Genomic DNA, 17170 nt, shown 5'->3' on the forward strand with positions numbered 1-17170 from the left:
AGTGAATTTATGCAAGCGTTTTTTTATAAAAATAAATAAAAAGAGCCGGTCTCCCAGCTCCTTTATATGGTCATTACTTAGTTTCCCGATGTAATGTAACCTTTTGTTCCCGTGGACAGTACTTGTTTAATTCAAGACGATCTGGGTTGTGACGACGGTTCTTGCTAGTTAAGTAAGTCCGTTCGTGGCATGAAGTACATTCAAGTGTAATGTTGACACGCATTATTTTGACCTCCAAACTATTTCTTTTATTTAACGTGGTTATTTATCGTAACCCTAACTCGTACAACTATATCATTTATTCTTCTATTTGGCTAGTAATTTATCAAAGTTTGTTAAGGAAATTTCCTTGACAGTTTAATTAGTCACCGAAACCCTTGGGACTCTGAACAGTCTTCCAGTAGGCTTCAAAAATTTGTTTTGCCATTGTCAGGTTGGCACCACCATCGGAATTTGAAGCTCCTGGAATAGCCAAAGCAACTACAACTTGTGGATTATCAGATGGCGCAAATCCAGCAAAACTTAGCGTAGTTGTTGAGTGCGACTTGTAGTAGGTTTCGGCAGTCCCTGTCTTACCAGATACTGATGGTTTAACAGATGCCAACGCTTTACCAGTAACATAACGGTTAGAACCATGAACCACTTGATAAAGCCCTTGTTTAACGACATCAAAGTCAGCTTTAGAAGCAGGAATGGTTAATTGAACTTGGGGCTTTGTTGTATATTCAACGGCACCAAGTTGACCATTGGCTTTCGTACCACGGATTTCTTTAACAATGTATGGGCGCATCCGGTTACCACCGTTAGCAATAGTAGACATATATTGGGCAAGTTGAATCAAAGTATAACCATCATAGTTACCATATGACAAGTCAAGTGCTGAACCGATATGCTTTTGGTCAGCAGGTCCTGTATAACCGCTTGTTTCACCAGGCAAGTCGATTCCAGTTTTAACCCCTAGTCCAAACATGTTGAAGTAACCCCGCGCTTTAGCAAAAATACTTGGCTTCATCGTAATTTGCGCATTTGGTGTATATTTCATTCCTGCTTCTTTCATGAGTAGTTGCATCATATAAGAGTTGGAAGAAACTTCGAGCGCCGTTGCTGCATTAATTGCCATATTTGCTGATCCACCATGGTTAAACCATGATCCCTTAGATGAAGTTCCGGCAAGCTTAATTGGCATATCGGTTAAGGTATTATTTGTTGGCGTAATTACACCATCCATTAATGCCCCCATGACCATCGCCGGCTTTACAACTGAACCCATCGTAATTGGGTGGTTGATAGCACCAATTTCATCAGGGGTTTCTTTACCTGTTGCTGGGTCACGGTCAATTCCTGCCATCGCATAAATTGCACCGGTATTTGGATTCATTACTACTGCATATACCCCAGTAGAATACTGGTTTCCGGCAGCTGAGTAATTGTTTTTCAAAATCGATTGAACTTGCTTTTGGAATTTTGAATTAATCGTTAATACAAGGTTATCACCCTTCTTACCAGGGTACTTAGTCTTTTCTTTAGTTACATCATCTCCGTTAGTAGTAACTTCAGTTTGTGACTTCGAACCAGCTAAAGTTGATTGGAACTGTTTTTCCAGATAACTTTGTCCAACGCTATCATTTCGAGAATATCCTTGAGCAAGCAATGAGTTAACTTCATCACTTGGTAAACCAGTAGTTGAGACAGTTCCTGTTAACGATTGAATATCTGTACCTTGGGGGTAATTACGAGTCCAAGACGTTCCAATCTTTACCCCTGGTATTTCATTCAAGTGTTCTCCAACTGCTGCAAGCTCTTTAGCACTAACACCCGTTTCTTTAATATAAGTTGTCGAAAGGGAATATGCTCCACTCATTGCCGCATAAATTCGGGCATTATTCTTTTGCTGATCTGTAAGTTCCCATGAATCAGGATGCTTGCTCAAATATTCGAGAGCTTTATTATATTTAGTATCTTCAGAATCGGCATCTGAAGTCTTGACATGTTTCAAAACACTCTTAAGCCGCTCTTTATCAGCAAGGTAATAATCCTCTTCATTTCGATCAGTTAAGCGCGAATTTTTATTAGAAACAGACACATATTTTCCTAAACGATTAGCAATCTGATAGAGCTGATCAGTAGTTACATTAGCCCCTTTAGTATAGGTAATGGCTTGATGAGTTTGATTACCAACAAGAACATTCCCTTGTGAATCATAAACCATCCCCCGTTGTACATTATTCGTCTGCGTTGTTGTATCTGATCGCTTTACTTCCGCTTTAAATGATGTTCCTTGCAGAACTTGAAGATAAAACAGTCGAATAGTTAACGCTAATAACAAGATACCAACAATCCATAATAGCATGTTCAGCCGGAATGGAATAATTGACTGCGCATTTTGACGCTTTTTGGCACGTGAACCAAACAAGTTCATTATTCGATCAAAGAATTTCACAGTTTTATAATTCTCCTTCATCGTAGTGAATCTATTTTAACAAAAATTACCTGCTTTAACAGATAGTTACCACTACTAACGTGAAAATAATACTCTTTATTTTATAAGAAATGAAGAATTTATTCCAATGATTTAATGAAATTTAATGAACAATAGTAATGAATATCATTTTAAAAAAGGATATGATAATGTGGATGTGTCTATTTAATTGAGAGAAGGAGAATTTTGCTGTGTTTTTATATCAACATCATCGTTTATATCGACGCAAAATTTTGATTGCAAGTTTCCTATTACCAGTTATTTTGATGGCTTGCTATTTTGCATACCGTCAAATGACTCCCTTTGGCAAAAGCAGCTTATTAACCGTTGATCTCGGTCAACAATATGTCGATTTTTTCAGTTACCTTCGAAATACTATTCTCCACCATCCCAGCAGTTTCTTTTATTCGTTTAGCAAAGGACTTGGTGGCGAAATGTTTGGAACTAATGCGTATTACTTGCTAAGTCCATTAAACTTAATTTTGTTATTCTTCCCTGCTCAACACCTTGCAACTGGGATAACCATCGTTACACTCGTTCGATACGGTCTAGCGGGATTGAGTTTTGCTTGGCTAATGCAAAAAACGGATCTACAACAGGGGTGGCGAATTTTAGCATTCAGTACAGTCTACTCAATGAATGGCTGGATGATTGCCAACCAATTAAATATGATTTGGCAAGATGCTTTAATACTTTTGCCGTTAATTATTTGGGGACTCCTCAAACTTATTTATCAAAACCGTGTTGGAACTTATATCGCTTGGCTAGCCGTAATGCTGATTGATAATTATTATATGGGCTGGATGATTGCCATCTTTACTTTTCTATTTTTCCTCTGGCAAACACCAGCGTTAGCCTCATGGCGACAACGGGGAGTAATTTTTCTCCGCTATCTCGGCAGTTCGCTGCTTGCGGTGGGTATTTCAGCAGTCATTTTATTGCCAACTTTCTATGCCTTAATGCAAAGTAAAGGGATCTACACTGAAACCAAGATTCACAGCCGTTTTGAGTACTTTGCTCCTAAAATGCTTGGGAAACTTGTCCCCGGATCATTTAATTTTAATCAAATGCCAAGTGGTCAGCCTAACATTTATATCGGAATGCTATTAATGCTCGGTGCTTGTCTCTACTTCTTCAATAATCGCTTTGACCTTCGTCGTCGTTTGATTGGGGCAGCCATTTCTATTTTCTTTATTTTCTCATTCTGTTACGAACCATTAGATCTTTTATGGCATGCCGGCCAGTTTCCAGTTTGGTACCCTTATCGTTTTTCCTACCTTTTCTCTTTCTGGTGCATCTATCTTGCAGCTAAAGTGCTTCAACCTGATTTCAAAATAAAAAAGCGCAGTGCACTTATCCTGACGTTGCTTATTATCGCAATTTACTGGTATGTTGGTACGCTTAACTTATCGTATATTAATAGCAATCAACGGAATATCGGCTTATGCTTTTCGCTGATCGCTGTTAGTTGCCTTTGTATTCCCCGAACAAATTCACCGCGCTTATACGACGCGCTTCTTGTTCTCCTTGCTGTCTGTGATATTTCTATGAGTGGGTACACGGCGCTTAATAAGATCTCTTACGTTTCACAGCCTGAATTTGGCAGCTACACTATTGCTCTTGATAAAAGTGTAAAAAAACTAAAGAAGCATGATCCGAGTTTCTACCGCGTTGCCAAAACTTTTATGCGAACAAAGGATGATCCCTTCCAAGCAGACTTTAATTCTGGTGACCATTTTGGTTCGACCTTAGAGCCGCCAATTCCAGCCTTCATGGGTGCAATTGGGCAGCCAGATGGGGATGGTTTTGTTACGTATACTAATGGAACTCAAGTGAGTGATGCGCTTCTTGGTTACAAATACACTATGAATGCTCGGAACACGTCAGCCGGACAGGCATTACCCCTATCAGGTTTCCGTCCTGATTGGTACAGTTACCCATTAGTAGGATCAACTTCGGCAGTCAATCTCCGTGAGAATCCACATGCTCTTCCGATCGCATTTGGAGCTAATGCCGCCATCCTTCACCTTCAACGGACAACAATGGATCCGTTAAACTATCAGTCACAGATTTTCCAAACGCTTGCCGGTCGTCCAACACTTCATTCATTATTTGCCGTTCAAAACTTTAATTCCGTCAAATTCAATAATGTTCAAAGTGCTAAGCAAATTACTGGCACGATCTTTAGAAAGCAAAACCTGCTTAAACCAGCATCAGTTCAGCTAGAATTTATTCCGCCAACCAACGATTCTTACTACTTAACACTCGGACCAAACGTTGAGGATAATGCCACAATTACGATGAATAACAAAAAATTCACCCAATATGACACCTTTCGTAATACGGTAGTAATCAACGTTGCTCATGATCAAAAAGGGCAAAAAGTCCTTGTCAATTTGCAACTAAAGAAAGCTACACTTTGGATGCAAAACGTTAGTATCTATCAACTAAAGCAACGGCCATTTATGGCAAGCTTAAAGACTCTCCAAGAATCTCCCTTAAAGATTAGTTCATACCGTAGTAATCAGATCGTTGGTACAGTCAATCTCCAGCGAAATCAGCGAGTATTGATGACTACTATCCCTGCTGCCAAAGGTTGGCACGTTAAAGTAGATGGTAAGTCTACTACTCCACAAACCGTGCTTAATACGTTTATGGCTATTCCAATGAGTCCCGGAAAGCATCGGGTTGAATTTTATTATCGGCCACCGTTTCTCATTCTCGGGCTTATAATTACAGTTATAAGTCTCGGTTTAACTGGTTGGTGGGTTAAGAAAGAACATCAAACAAGGACAATGTTTGATTAACAATAAAGCTCTTTAGCATACTATCATTAGAATAGTTTATGCTAAAGAGCTTTTTCACTATATAAAAAATTAATGCTGAGATGCTCCAGTAGAGGCATCAGCCTTATTATCGGAATGGTCATCAGCGTCATTAACAAATCCAGCTACGTCAGGTGTATCGCCATCTTCATGTTGAAAATGAAAAACCGGTCCGTCGGCTTGCGGATCATAGTCAACAGTAGTTATAAGATCCTTAAAGAACCACTCATCTAGCGAATCAATGTGATAGTTAATACCATCCTTTTTAACCTCTAAAATTGGATCAACTGGTTTATCTTCACGAGTGAATCCTTGCGAAAAGCCATGATGGACTTCGGTTTGGCCATAGGTTTTACCGTAAAACTTTATTCCATTTCCTAATTCTAATCCCATTTCGTCACGAAACCATTGACTTGCAGCATCAGTAATAATCAATTTCATTTTTCTTCCCTCCAACGTTCAGTGATATCGCTTTCATATATCCTACTATAGCATAGTAGAAAAATAATACCAATAAGAAAAGCGAGATTGAGAAATCAACAATATTCCTCGATCTCGCTTAAATCATTTTAATTAATCAACCTTGATAATCTTTAACTTGATTGTCCCATTTGGAACGTCAACATCGACAACTTCACCGACTTTGTGTCCTAAGAGACCCTTTGCCATTGGAGATTCATTAGAAATCTTACCATTGAATGGATCAGATTCTGATTCACCAACAATTTGGTATTCTTCTGGTTCTTCATCTGGCAATTCTTGAATAGTAATTGTCCGACCCATAGATACTTCATCCTTATCGACATCTTCATTATCGATAATTTCAGCATATTGAAGCATGTTTTCAATTTGAGCAATCCGGCTTTCAACCATTGCTTGTTCGTCTTTTGCTGATTCATATTCTGAGTTTTCAGATAAATCACCATAACTACGAGCAATCTTTATCCGCTTAATAACTTCTGGTCGACGCTTCAAGCGATATTCTTCAAGTTCATCTTCAAGCTTTTTCTTCCCTTCAAGGGTCATTGGAAAAGTTTTTTCTTCAGCCATTATAAACACTCCTCATAATTTATCCAGTGCAACATTACCATTTCTACTTCAGCTTGTAAACACCTATTGTAATTCCGTATGTCCACGTTTTACCAAAATATCACGGATCTTTGTAGACAATAGGTCAATTGCAACTTGGTTTTCGCCACCTTCTGGCACAATAATGTCAGCGTAGCGTTTAGTTGGTTCAACAAATTGATGGTACATTGGCTTAACCGTAGCTAAATATTGCGTAATAATTGAATCAAGAGACCGTCCACGCTCTACCATATCACGTTGAATCCGGCGAATAATCCGAATGTCATCATCTGTATCAACGTAAACCTTAATATCCATTAAATCACGTAAACGCTCATCATCAAGAATTAAGATTCCTTCCAAAATAATAACATCGGTTGGTTCTACATGAACGGTTTTGGCTGAACGTGTATATTGTGCATAGTCATATACCGGCATCTCAATAGCCTTATTACTTCGCAAATCCGTTAGTTGCTTAATTAAAAAATCGGTATCAAATGCAAGTGGATGATCATAATTTACTGCTTTACGTTCATCCATTGTCATATCTGACTGATCATTATAGTAAGTATCTTGGTTAATAATCTGGATCGCTTGCCCATGCAATTGGTCATAGATTTTATTACTTACCGTTGTCTTTCCACTACCGGAACCACCTGTAACACCAATAACTACTGGACGCTTATTCTGTTGAATACTCATCAATTTGTCTCCCTCATAAAACTTTCTAATCTGAAATAGTATATAGCACTCTTTTGTGATGCGCAAGATAATTACTAATTTAAATTATTAAAGGTGGGGTGAAAGGGAATATTAATGCATCACAACATAGTAATTTCCAGGGAAGTATTGTTGGTCAGTAATTTTAACTGTTTCATTTTCATTTGGTGCTTGAATAATCCGACCATCTCCAAGTGAAATGGCAACGTGATATGGCGCATCATCAGAACCGTAGAAAACAAGGGCCCCATATGGCGCGTTTAAAACATTATCGTGAATATGTGGTCCTAAAGCTTGTTGTTCATACGTCGTCCGTTGTGGAATACCGTAACAATATTGAACCAACCCAGAACAATCAAATCCACCTGGCTTATTACCACCCCATACATAAGGGGTTCCTAAATAAGACATTGCCTTGTTAACAGAATCTTGTAGACTTTGACTGTTCTTGCTGGCTTGATCCTTTTTCTCAGCATTATTAGCAGGTGTTTCATTTTTATCTTTGATTGGAATTGTCAACTTTTGTCCCACAAAAATCAACTCTTTATTTTGCAAGTGATTAGCGGTTGCAATATCATTCGCACTAACATTATACTTTTGAGCAATCCCATTCAAACTATCACCAGCATTGACCGTGACAGTCGTATCAGCCTTTGCAGTTACAGTGCCCATTGCCATTGCGCCAGCTACCCCTAACGACGATGCAAGAATTTTCTTTGTTGTTGATTTCATTATTTCGTTTATCCCTCTTTATATTAAATATCATTATTTTATTATCAAACTATTAATAAAATAGCAGAAAATTTTCAGCGCTTCAACCACTAATTATTAGTTTAGTGATTAGCCCTATAATATAAATACGTAAAAAATAATTATTTGCACTAAAAAAGAGTCTGGGAGAAAACTTTTGTTTTCTCCCAGACTCTTTTTTATGAACAATAGAAAGGTAACGTGGAACTAGCTTCGCGTCGCCACAAGGCTCGAGTCTAAGTACGGGCGATAATCAGCCCGTGCCGTGCTAATCATCGTCCTAGCTTAGCCAACCGCCTTGTCGAGGAGGTTATTTCCCACTCTCTTTAACTTTTAACGAATTTCTGCATCAACTTTATCTTGCAAGTAAGCAGTAACCTTATCAAAGGCCGTGTTTACTTGGTCTTCAGTTAACGTTCCTTTATCATCTTGATAAGTTAAAGTATAAGCTAATGACTTCTTGCCAGCAGGAAGGTGAGAACCAGCATAAACATCAAATAGGTGAATGTCCTTAAGGTAAGCACCACCCTTTTGCCTAATTGCCTCTACAATTGTTGCATTTTCAACATCATCATCAACCAAGAGAGCAATATCGCGAGTGATTGAAGGATACTTACTAATAGGTGTATATTCATTTTCAATCTTTGGTACAGCCAGTAATAATTCTAGATTTAATTCAAATACATATGTTTCTGGAATCTTATATTCCTTAGCAGTTTGTGGATGAACTTGACCGATGAAGCCGACTAATTGGTCATCAACCATAATATCAGCTGTTCGTCCTGGGTGCATTTCTTGACGATCACTAGTTGGAACATAAGTAATCTTCCCAGCAATCCCCATATTCTTAAGGTAACGTTCAACGATCCCCTTTAATTGGAAGAAATCAGCCGGTTGATCCTTCTTATTCCAACTATTAGCTACCATTTGGCCAGTAACCGCAGCTGCAAGGTGTTCTTGTTCTACTGGACGTTCATCCCCCATTGGCAGGAATACTCGGCCTTCTTCATATAATGCTACGTTATCAACATTCCGCGCCACGTTATAAGCAATATCATTAAGCAAGCCACTAACAATATTCATCCGGGTAGCTACATGGTCAGAACTCATTGGGAAGTCGAGTTTCATCGGTTCAGCAAGTGGCTTAATTTGGAACTGCTTAGCCTTCTCAACAGTTGTTAAGGAATAACTAATTGCTTGAGTTAAGCCCATTCCTTCGAGATCATGACGACTTGCCCGAATAAACCGTTGACGTGGAGTAAGTCCTCCCCGGTTACGCGTCATCGTTGGTAAAGTAGACGGTAAGTTATCATAACCATAAATCCGCGCAATTTCTTCATAAAGATCAGCTGCCAGGCTAATATCCCACCGTCGTGCTGGAGCAATCACTGTTAATTGATCGTCATCATCAACAGTGTAAGCAAATGCCAAGCGATCAAAAATGTCAGTAACTTGTTCCATGGTTAATGAAGTTCCCAGAACATGATTAATCTTCGCAAGGGATAGTTTGATTGGGGTATCAACTGCTAGCGCTTCACTACCAGTAACAATTCCAGCAGTAATCGTTCCCCCAGCAAGCTCCTTAATCATTTCGGCTGCTTCATTCAATGCGGTTTCAACGGTTGCTGGATTGATTCCACGTTCAAACCGCATTGAAGATTCACTATGAAGATCTAAGCGCCGGGCTTGCTTCCGGACCATTACTGGATCAAAAATGGCTGCTTCAAGGGCAACAGTTGTCGTATCATCACTTACTGCAGTTCCTTCTCCACCCATCGTTCCCGCAAGCGCAACTGGCTGATCATCGACAGTTACAACAATATCATTTGCTTTTAAGGTTTGTTCATCCCCGTCTAATGTAATAAACTTTTCACCTTCATTAGCGTGGCGAACCCCAAAGTTTTTACCAGATAATTGATCATAATCATAACTGTGGAGTGGTTGACCATATTTAAGAAGGACATAGTTAGTCACATCCACAACATTATTTACAGGACGAATACCACTGTTCCATAAGCGAATTTGAAGCCATAGTGGACTTTCGGCAATTTTAACGCCCTTGATTACCCGTAATTTATAAGTTGGTGCAATCTTAGTATCATTAATTTCTGCTTGGAGAAGGTCCGCTGTCTTTTCAGTGCCTTCTTCTTTAATCGTAATTTCTTTAAAATGTGGCTTTAATCCATAAAAGGCAGCGATATCATTAACATTTCCATAAATACTAAGCATATCTCCACGGTTAGGAGTTACGTCTGTATCGATGATCGTATCGTCCATTCCTAAGTACTTAAATACAGGATCACCATTTTTAGCATCATCTGGTAAGAAGTAGATACCATCTTCGTAATCTTTAGGCGCAATCTTGTCGCTAAAGCCAATTTCTTGAAGAGCACAAAGCATTCCATTTGACTCAACACCGCGGATCTTGCCACGCTTAATCTTTTGGTTATCAGCAATTCGCGCACCGTGAAGGGCAACGATTACCTTTTTACCTTCTTGGACGTTCGGGGCACCACAAACAATTTGAATCGGTTCTTCTTCGCCAACATCAACTTGACAAACATGGAGATGGTCTGAGTCAGGGTGATTTTCACATTTTACTACTTCCCCAACAACAATCTTTTTTAATCCGTCGCTCAGTGAGTAAACGTCATTAATGTCCACAGAGGTACGAGCAATCTTTTCAGCTAAATCTTGAGGGGCAACATCTAAATCAAGGTATTCTTGAAGCCATTGATATGATACTTTCATTTCACATTATCCTTTCTGGTCAAATTGGTTAAGGAAGCGGACATCATTTTGGTAGAAGTTACGGATATCATCAACACCGTACTTCAGCATGGCAAAACGATCTGGTCCAAGTCCAAAGGCAAAACCGCCGTATTCTTCTGGATCAACGCCTGACATCTTAAGCACATTTGGATGAACCATTCCGGCACCAAGAACTTCAATCCAACCAGTTTGTTTACAAATTGCACAACCCTTGCCAAGGCAGTTGAAACAAGTAATATCTGCCTCAACTGATGGTTCAGTAAATGGGAAGTAACTTGGTCGCAAGCGAACCTTTAACTTGTCACCGAAAAGGTTTTGAGCAACGGCCTCAAGAGTTCCCTTCAAATCAGCCATGGTAATATTTTTACCAACAACCATCCCTTCAATTTGGTGGAATTGGTGACTGTGGGTTGCATCATCAGTATCACGCCGGTAAACCTTACCTGGTGAAATCATCTTTAGTGGGCCTTGACTAAAATCATGTTTTTCGAGCATCCGTGCTTGCATTGGTGACGTTTGGGTCCGCATCAAAACAGATGGCGTAACATAAAATGTATCTTGCATATCACGAGCTGGGTGATCCTTTGGCAAGTTTAACTTTTCAAAGTTATAAACTTCTTGTTCAACTTCATCCCCAACTGCTACTTCATACCCCATTGATACAAACAAGTCCACAACTTGGTCAATGATTTGTTGAATAACATGGGGTTGCCCTTGTGCTACTGGTGTTCCAGGAAGAGTAACATCAATTGTTTGGGCTGCTAACTTAGCATTCATGGCGGCCTGTTCTAGCTCAGCACGCTTTTCTTCAATCGCAGCTGATAATTCATCCCGCACCTTGTTAGCAAATTGCCCTACTTTAGGACGTTCTTCAGCACTAAGATCACGCATGCCCCGAAGAACTGAAGTAATCGGTCCCTTCTTTCCCAGCATCTTGACGCGGATTTCATTAATTCGCTTTAAATCCTCTGATTGTTTAATATCTTGCAATCCTTCTTCACGAAGTTCGGCTAATTTCTCTCTTAGTCCCATATTTTCACTCCTTAATTCAAAAAAGCCTCATCCCAATATAGGGACGAGGCTTCGCGGTACCACCCTAGTTTGTAGGAACAAATCCTACACACTCAAATAATCAATAACGGTGATTGGCCGGAATACCATTACGTATCAGCTCCGAAAGTGAAATTCGCCTTAGATCACTGATTGCAATTCTCAGCTCATGGTTGCAACTCTCTAACAGGATCGTCTAGCTACTAGCTCTCATCATCGCTTTTAATTCAATTACATATTCTAGACAATCATCTGTAAGGCGTCAAGCGTTATTTTTAAATCCACTTGTCACTCCATGCGTGAACAGCTTCCATGACTGGACGCAATTCTTGACCACGTTCAGTTAGCGAATAGTCTACCCGACTAGAACCTTCGTAAGTGTTGCGAATAACAATTTGTTCGTCTTCAAGTTCTTTTAATCGTTCGCATAAGACCCGATCACTGCACTTTGCAATGCTACTGGCAATATCTTTAAACCGCATGTTGCCATTTTTAAGCAGCACCTCAATGATTAACCCGTTCCATTTCTTTCCCAAGATCATAAATGTACGTGTAAATTTTGGACAAAGTTTACAGTCTTCATCAAGTGCCTTTTCTGCTACTAATTGTTCCATAATTTAACTCTCCTTCTCCTCTACCAAGTTGTTTGCATCCGACGTTTCTTAATCTTCCGACGCATTTTTGCACGTAGCGGTCCAAAGAACTCATGCTCTGCTTCGAAATCGTCAACTAGCGATACAATTAAGCTCTCTGGATAGCGTGGTACTGCCAACGTTGCGCCAAACATATGTTTAAGGATAATATCCTTTTCTTTTTTATTTAATGGGGTTAGCTTTTCAGCATTGCGTAATGCAACTCGGGGATGAATAAAAGCATGAGTCCCTAGATTAAACTTAGTCGTCCGCCAATCATAATAAAAGAGATCATGCAAGAGACCTGCCCGCGCAGTACTGCGATAATCAAGATGCATTTTTTTAGCAATTTTGTAGCTATCATACGAAACCGCAATAGAATGTTGCAGGCGGGTAGAGTGATGATGCTGAGTATAGTTCGCTAGCTTTTGGACAGCTGGCTGGGCTAAAAGATCGGCAACAATTGAAACATACTCTTTATCGGTGCGCCATTCATTTTTTGATTTCATGTAATACCCCTTTTCTATATTATTGCAATTATCATACACGATTTTAACGAGAAAATAAATTAATTTAATCTAGATTTTGATTAAGCTGAAACATTAAGATTCCTGCAGAGATAGCGACGTTAAGCGATTCGGCTTCACCACGCATTGGGATATAGAGGTTATCAGTTGTCTGTGAAAGAAGATCATCGCTCATCCCCTGTCCTTCATTGCCCATGATTAAGGCAAAAGTATCACCGGGATCAACAGTCCGGAAGTTTTTGGCTTGGGGATTCAGTTGTGTTCCATACGCCGGAGCATTGATTGATTTAAAATCATCAATCCACTTTCTTAAGTCACCCTCAAACATTTGAAGGTGGAATTGGCTTCCTTGCATTGAACGAACAACTTTAGGACCAAATAAGTCTGCTGAGCGTTGTCCAACTACTACTCCAGTAAATCCTGCGGCATCTGCTGTCCGCACCATTGTCCCCACGTTTCCTGGATCTTGAACCCGGTCGAGGAAAAGCCATGCCCCATGCAATGGCCCTGCTGGTAAACGATGAGAATCTGGTAAAGCAACAACCGCGGCAATTCCCTGGGGCGTTACCGTATCAGTAATATGCTTCATGATCTCTTCAGTAACTTCATAGGTTGCATTAGCCATGCCTTCCAGTTCTGGATGAGCAGCTAATTGTTCAGTTGTCCCCACTACTTCTAAAAGCTCGATTCCAGCTTTAGACGCTTCTTGAACTAAGTGCCAGCCATCTAACAGGTAAGTACCAGTCTGGCGTCGTGCTTTTTTGGTTTGTAGCTTTTTCCAATCTTTAACGTGCTGATTGTGAATTGATGTTAATTGTTCCATATAATTTACATGCTCCTTCTTGTTAATTAAATTATACCATGTTCCTGTTGTACAATTGTTATTAACTAATAATAAGTTTTCATTAAGGAGTTTCAATTATGGTTAATTATCATCTTACCATTACTGGCCGCGTCCAAGGAGTTGGCTTCCGCTGGAACGTCTATCAGTTGGCACAACAAGCAGGAATAGAGGGGATTGTTATGAATAAGCATGATGGGAGCGTTTATTGCGAATTGCAGGGTCCCATTGAGATTGTTAAACAATTAATCTCTAAAATTAAAGCTGGGCCGACCCCCTACGCTCGAATTAATAAGGTTAAAATCATCGAGGGAAGCCTGCAAAACTACCATCATTCATTTCAAATTACGCATTAGTTCGCGATTAGCGGTAGAATTCAATTCCTGAATAGAGTAAAATACGTACTATTAACGTAATTAATATACAAAGAAATAAGGGAGTTTGATTCATTAATATGAAACGAAAACGAATAACGATCGCTGGTGGCCTCTTTACCCTCCTGCTTCTTCTTAGCGGATGTGTACGGACTACCAAGAGCGGTCGGCCATACGGGTTTGTTTATGATTATATGGCTAAACCAATGCAACACTTGATGGAATGGCTAGCTAGCCACATGGGCAATAACTACGGTTGGGCAATTATTGTCATTGTGGTAGTTGTGCGAACAATTCTTTTACCAGTGATGTTCTCACAAATGAAAAAATCAACCATTATGCAAGAAAAGATGTCCAAGGTTCAACCATTGATTAAAGAACTAACAGAAAAGCAAAAAGCAGCCAAGACTCCTGAAGAACAGGCTGCGGTTAGTCAACAAATGATGGCTCTGTACCGGGATAACAACATTAGCTTAACTGGCGGTATTGGCTGTCTCCCATTGTTAATTCAGCTGCCAATTTTTGCCGCCTTATATGCTGCTATCCGTTATTCTCCAGACCTTTACCACGCAACTTTCTTTGGGATTCCACTTGGTAAGCCAAGTATTATCTTAGCGGTTTTATCTTTTATTGCCTATGCTGCCCAGAGTTATCTTGGTCTTGTCGGTGTTCCTGAAGCCCAGAAGAAGCAAATGAAGGCTGCTATTTGGATGAGTCCTTTCATGACCTTCTTCATTTCTATCACTTCTTCTGCTGGATTAGGTCTTTACTTCTTCATTGGTGGATTATTTGCCATCTTACAAACCTTGATGGTCAATGCATACCGTCCGCGGATTCGTCGCCAAATTGAGGAAGAGAGCAAGAAGAATCCAATTAAAATGCCAGAAGCACCAGTAATTAACACCCCTAGTTCTTCAACTAAACCGACTGATGCAATTGACCAATTACGTAAAGGCGATGCCAAGCCAAGCGATCAAGCAAACCGTAATCATCAACGTAATGCTGGCAAACAGCAACATCATAAAAAATAATTATTAAGAAGCTGGGAGAAAGCAAAAGTTTTTTCTCAGCTTTGTTTTTTCGGAGGAAGACACATGATTAAACCAATTATTAAAGACCAACAATTACTTGCTAAAAAAGCAACCCTAACTACTAAAGCTGATTTGCCCCTTGCAAACGATCTTATCGATACTCTTAATGCTCACCAAGCTGAATGTGTTGGAATGGCTGCCAATATGATTGGTGTAAATAAGAATGCAATTATTGCACGAATCGGGCCCTTTAATGTCGTAATGTTTAATCCGCAAATTGTCGCTAAAAGTCATCCTTATCAAACTACAGAAGGATGTCTTTCATTGAGCGGAACGCGTCCTACTAAACGTTATAAGCAAATTACCGTTAAATTTCGTAATCAGAGCTGGCAAGTGCAAACATTAGAACTTACGGATTTTGCTGCTGAGATTATTCAACATGAAATTGACCATTGTAATGGAATTATAATATAAGCAATGAGAATATTTGCTAAAATATCAATAAATGAAATAAGGAAAGTAGAATCGCCGGGTTCTGCAACAAATTAATTTATGCTTCTCAAACAGGCGTCCAACAGGGAGGATGGGAGCAAGTTTTGTGGAGGTTTTAATATGGATTTACCAATGTCAATTACGAAGGAAGTACGGCATTATGTTGTTCGTAATGTTGTCGCCACCCTTGGGATGTCAATGTATGTTATTATTGACACCCTTTTTATTTCAATCGCGGCGGGAGCTTTAGGCTTAACTACTCTTAACCTGGTGCTGCCCCTGTTCAACGTTTTTAATGGAACTGGACTATTATTGGGAGTCGGTGGCGCCACAATCTTTTCGTTAAATAAAGTTATGCATCCTGAGAGAATAAAATCATTATTTAGTCAACTGATGATTTTTGCTTTTACTTTCGGTCTTATCCTAGCAATCCTATTAAACATTTTTGCGACTCCAGTAGTTAATTTCCTTGGGGCAGATGATGCCACTCGTCAGATGGCAATCATTTATTTACGAATAATTTCATGGAGCGGACCTCTCTATATGGCTAACTACATTGCCATTAATTTCATTCGTAATGATGGCAATCCCACGTTAACCATGAAGGCCACCTTAACTGAAACATTATCTGTTATTCTCATCGACTGGTTCTTTATCTTTGGAATGGGTCTTAAATTGGAAGGAGCAGCATTGGCAGTGTTATTTTCGCCAGCAATTAGCTTGATGGTTTTAAGTTTTCATCGGAAGTTTGCCGGACGACAATTACAATGGCACTGGGTTGTCCCTCACCTAAGAAACATTTGGCGCTCAGCACATTTAGGGGTTGCTTCAGCATTAAACGAATTAAGTACTGGTGTTAGTATCTATTTCTTTAACCATGTTTTATTGCAACTAGCTAATAACTATGCCGTTGCCGCATATGGCGTTATTTCCAACATTGCCATCGTTGTGCTAGCAATTGCTAATGGAGTAGCGCTCGGTGTTCAACCGCTTGCTAGTCGGGAATTTGGTAAACACGAATACAAGAATGTATCGATGACATTAAAAAATGGGATTATCATTACCCTCTTTCTAGCAACAATCAGCTTTATTATCCTAATTACCTTTAAGCATCCAATTATTGAAGTTTTTAACACTTCTCATTCTGGTCAACTTCTCGCCTATGCTAGTGTTGGCCTCCCGATTTACTTTACAAGTGTATTCTTCAGCGCGTTAAATCTATTGTTCATTCTTTTCTTAACAGCAATTGGATCAGCGCGGGCATCATTCTCTTTATCGATTCTTCGTGGTTATATTATCCTTCTCCCCGCAATCTTTATTCTGGCAAAAGTTGCCGGAATTAATGGGGTCTGGGCAGCAGTTCCTTTTACTGAATTTGTTATTACTTGCATCGGTGGAATTATCATTTACCAGCGACTTAAAAAATTGAATAAAGAGTAAGTGGAAAATAACCTTCTCGACAAGGCGGTGGGCTAAGGATAGAACGGTGATTAGCACGGCACGGGCTGATTATCGTTCGTACTTAGACTCGAGCCTTGTGGCGACGCGAAGCTAGTTCCACGTTATCTTACTATTATTCATAAAAGTAGTTGAGGCTGAGAGAAAACAA

General features: G+C 39.6%; 16 protein-coding genes and 1 other annotated feature. Of the genes, 5 read left to right on the forward strand and 11 right to left on the reverse strand.

Features of this window, described 5'->3' with window-relative positions; genetic code table 11:
• Positions 1 to 73 precede the first annotated feature (73 nt).
• Positions 74 to 223, reverse strand: coding sequence for a 50S ribosomal protein L33 (rpmG, locus tag QOS06_RS02645; protein WP_003664049.1), 150 nt, complete (start codon positions 221 to 223; stop codon positions 74 to 76).
• A gap of 138 nt (positions 224 to 361) precedes the next feature.
• The gene (locus tag QOS06_RS02650) at positions 362 to 2461 is read right to left on the reverse strand and encodes a peptidoglycan D,D-transpeptidase FtsI family protein (RefSeq protein WP_283595461.1); all 2100 of its coding nucleotides are present in this window, start codon (positions 2459 to 2461) and stop codon (positions 362 to 364) included.
• 209 nt (positions 2462 to 2670) lie between these two features.
• Between QOS06_RS02650 and QOS06_RS02655 the strand changes: the two genes are divergently transcribed.
• Positions 2671 to 5286: a YfhO family protein gene (locus QOS06_RS02655; RefSeq protein WP_139561347.1), complete on the forward strand. Its 2616-nt coding sequence runs from the start codon at positions 2671 to 2673 to the stop codon at positions 5284 to 5286.
• A 69-nt stretch (positions 5287 to 5355) separates the two neighbouring features.
• Here QOS06_RS02655 and QOS06_RS02660 read toward each other — a convergent pair whose 3' ends face one another.
• From QOS06_RS02660 to QOS06_RS02700, 9 genes are all read right to left on the reverse strand, one after another.
• Positions 5356 to 5745, reverse strand: a complete 390-nt coding sequence (locus QOS06_RS02660) for a HesB/YadR/YfhF family protein (protein WP_098035290.1) — start codon at positions 5743 to 5745, stop codon at positions 5356 to 5358.
• A 132-nt stretch (positions 5746 to 5877) separates the two neighbouring features.
• The gene (greA, locus tag QOS06_RS02665) at positions 5878 to 6354 is read right to left on the reverse strand and encodes a transcription elongation factor GreA (protein WP_085678820.1); all 477 of its coding nucleotides are present in this window, start codon (positions 6352 to 6354) and stop codon (positions 5878 to 5880) included.
• Positions 6355 to 6417: 63 nt separating this feature from the next.
• Complete coding sequence (gene udk / locus QOS06_RS02670; protein ID WP_078009297.1) at positions 6418 to 7074, reverse strand: uridine kinase; 657 nt, start codon at positions 7072 to 7074, stop codon at positions 6418 to 6420.
• A 111-nt stretch (positions 7075 to 7185) separates the two neighbouring features.
• Complete coding sequence (locus QOS06_RS02675; protein WP_085678826.1) at positions 7186 to 7824, reverse strand: C40 family peptidase; 639 nt, start codon at positions 7822 to 7824, stop codon at positions 7186 to 7188.
• 351 nt (positions 7825 to 8175) lie between these two features.
• Positions 8176 to 10593: a phenylalanine--tRNA ligase subunit beta gene (gene pheT, locus QOS06_RS02680; RefSeq protein WP_139561349.1), complete on the reverse strand. Its 2418-nt coding sequence runs from the start codon at positions 10591 to 10593 to the stop codon at positions 8176 to 8178.
• A 6-nt stretch (positions 10594 to 10599) separates the two neighbouring features.
• Positions 10600 to 11646 (reverse strand): phenylalanine--tRNA ligase subunit alpha, encoded by a 1047-nt coding sequence (gene pheS / locus QOS06_RS02685; RefSeq protein WP_003668455.1) that lies wholly within the window; start codon positions 11644 to 11646, stop codon positions 10600 to 10602.
• A gap of 36 nt (positions 11647 to 11682) precedes the next feature.
• Positions 11683 to 11890: a binding site (T-box leader), on the reverse strand.
• A 49-nt stretch (positions 11891 to 11939) separates the two neighbouring features.
• Positions 11940 to 12278 (reverse strand): winged helix-turn-helix transcriptional regulator, encoded by a 339-nt coding sequence (locus tag QOS06_RS02690; RefSeq protein ID WP_003664081.1) that lies wholly within the window; start codon positions 12276 to 12278, stop codon positions 11940 to 11942.
• A 20-nt stretch (positions 12279 to 12298) separates the two neighbouring features.
• Positions 12299 to 12805 carry an HD domain-containing protein gene (locus tag QOS06_RS02695; protein WP_078009294.1) on the reverse strand — a complete coding sequence of 169 codons (507 nt, stop codon included), beginning with the start codon at positions 12803 to 12805 and terminating at the stop codon, positions 12299 to 12301.
• Between the two features lie 64 nt (positions 12806 to 12869).
• The gene (locus QOS06_RS02700) at positions 12870 to 13646 is read right to left on the reverse strand and encodes a TrmH family RNA methyltransferase (protein ID WP_085649678.1); all 777 of its coding nucleotides are present in this window, start codon (positions 13644 to 13646) and stop codon (positions 12870 to 12872) included.
• Between the two features lie 98 nt (positions 13647 to 13744).
• Between QOS06_RS02700 and QOS06_RS02705 the strand changes: the two genes are divergently transcribed.
• From QOS06_RS02705 to QOS06_RS02720, 4 genes are all read left to right on the forward strand, one after another.
• A complete protein-coding gene (locus QOS06_RS02705) occupies positions 13745 to 14020 on the forward strand; it encodes an acylphosphatase (RefSeq protein WP_003670880.1) in 276 nt (91 codons plus the stop codon).
• A gap of 98 nt (positions 14021 to 14118) precedes the next feature.
• Entirely contained in the window at positions 14119 to 15069 is a 951-nt protein-coding gene (yidC, locus tag QOS06_RS02710) for a membrane protein insertase YidC (protein ID WP_003670878.1), read from the forward strand.
• A 63-nt stretch (positions 15070 to 15132) separates the two neighbouring features.
• Complete coding sequence (locus tag QOS06_RS02715) at positions 15133 to 15543, forward strand: peptide deformylase (RefSeq protein WP_078009290.1); 411 nt, start codon at positions 15133 to 15135, stop codon at positions 15541 to 15543.
• Positions 15544 to 15681: 138 nt separating this feature from the next.
• The gene (locus tag QOS06_RS02720; RefSeq protein ID WP_498365839.1) at positions 15682 to 17001 is read left to right on the forward strand and encodes an MATE family efflux transporter; all 1320 of its coding nucleotides are present in this window, start codon (positions 15682 to 15684) and stop codon (positions 16999 to 17001) included.
• The last annotated feature ends 169 nt before the right edge of the window (positions 17002 to 17170 follow it).

The organism is Limosilactobacillus sp. DJ3M12, assembly GCF_947381695.1.
GTDB lineage: Bacteria > Bacillota > Bacilli > Lactobacillales > Lactobacillaceae > Limosilactobacillus > Limosilactobacillus kinnaridis.

Bases quoted from the DNA above. Each gene is read 5' to 3' on its own strand.
- pheT (WP_139561349.1), bottom strand. From the start codon at position 10,593: ATGAAAGTATCATATCAATGGCTTCAAGAATACCTTGATTTAGATGTT.
- udk (WP_078009297.1), bottom strand. From the start codon at position 7,074: ATGAGTATTCAACAGAATAAGCGTCCAGTAGTTATTGGTGTTACAGGT.
- QOS06_RS02705 (WP_003670880.1), top strand. From the start codon at position 13,745: ATGGTTAATTATCATCTTACCATTACTGGCCGCGTCCAAGGAGTTGGC.
- QOS06_RS02720 (WP_498365839.1), top strand. From the start codon at position 15,682: ATGGATTTACCAATGTCAATTACGAAGGAAGTACGGCATTATGTTGTT.
- QOS06_RS02690 (WP_003664081.1), bottom strand. From the start codon at position 12,278: ATGGAACAATTAGTAGCAGAAAAGGCACTTGATGAAGACTGTAAACTT.
- QOS06_RS02695 (WP_078009294.1), bottom strand. From the start codon at position 12,805: ATGAAATCAAAAAATGAATGGCGCACCGATAAAGAGTATGTTTCAATT.
- QOS06_RS02660 (WP_098035290.1), bottom strand. From the start codon at position 5,745: ATGAAATTGATTATTACTGATGCTGCAAGTCAATGGTTTCGTGACGAA.
- QOS06_RS02650 (WP_283595461.1), bottom strand. From the start codon at position 2,461: ATGAAGGAGAATTATAAAACTGTGAAATTCTTTGATCGAATAATGAAC.
- rpmG (WP_003664049.1), bottom strand. From the start codon at position 223: ATGCGTGTCAACATTACACTTGAATGTACTTCATGCCACGAACGGACT.
- yidC (WP_003670878.1), top strand. From the start codon at position 14,119: ATGAAACGAAAACGAATAACGATCGCTGGTGGCCTCTTTACCCTCCTG.
- QOS06_RS02715 (WP_078009290.1), top strand. From the start codon at position 15,133: ATGATTAAACCAATTATTAAAGACCAACAATTACTTGCTAAAAAAGCA.
- pheS (WP_003668455.1), bottom strand. From the start codon at position 11,646: ATGGGACTAAGAGAGAAATTAGCCGAACTTCGTGAAGAAGGATTGCAA.
- QOS06_RS02675 (WP_085678826.1), bottom strand. From the start codon at position 7,824: ATGAAATCAACAACAAAGAAAATTCTTGCATCGTCGTTAGGGGTAGCT.
- greA (WP_085678820.1), bottom strand. From the start codon at position 6,354: ATGGCTGAAGAAAAAACTTTTCCAATGACCCTTGAAGGGAAGAAAAAG.
- QOS06_RS02700 (WP_085649678.1), bottom strand. From the start codon at position 13,646: ATGGAACAATTAACATCAATTCACAATCAGCACGTTAAAGATTGGAAA.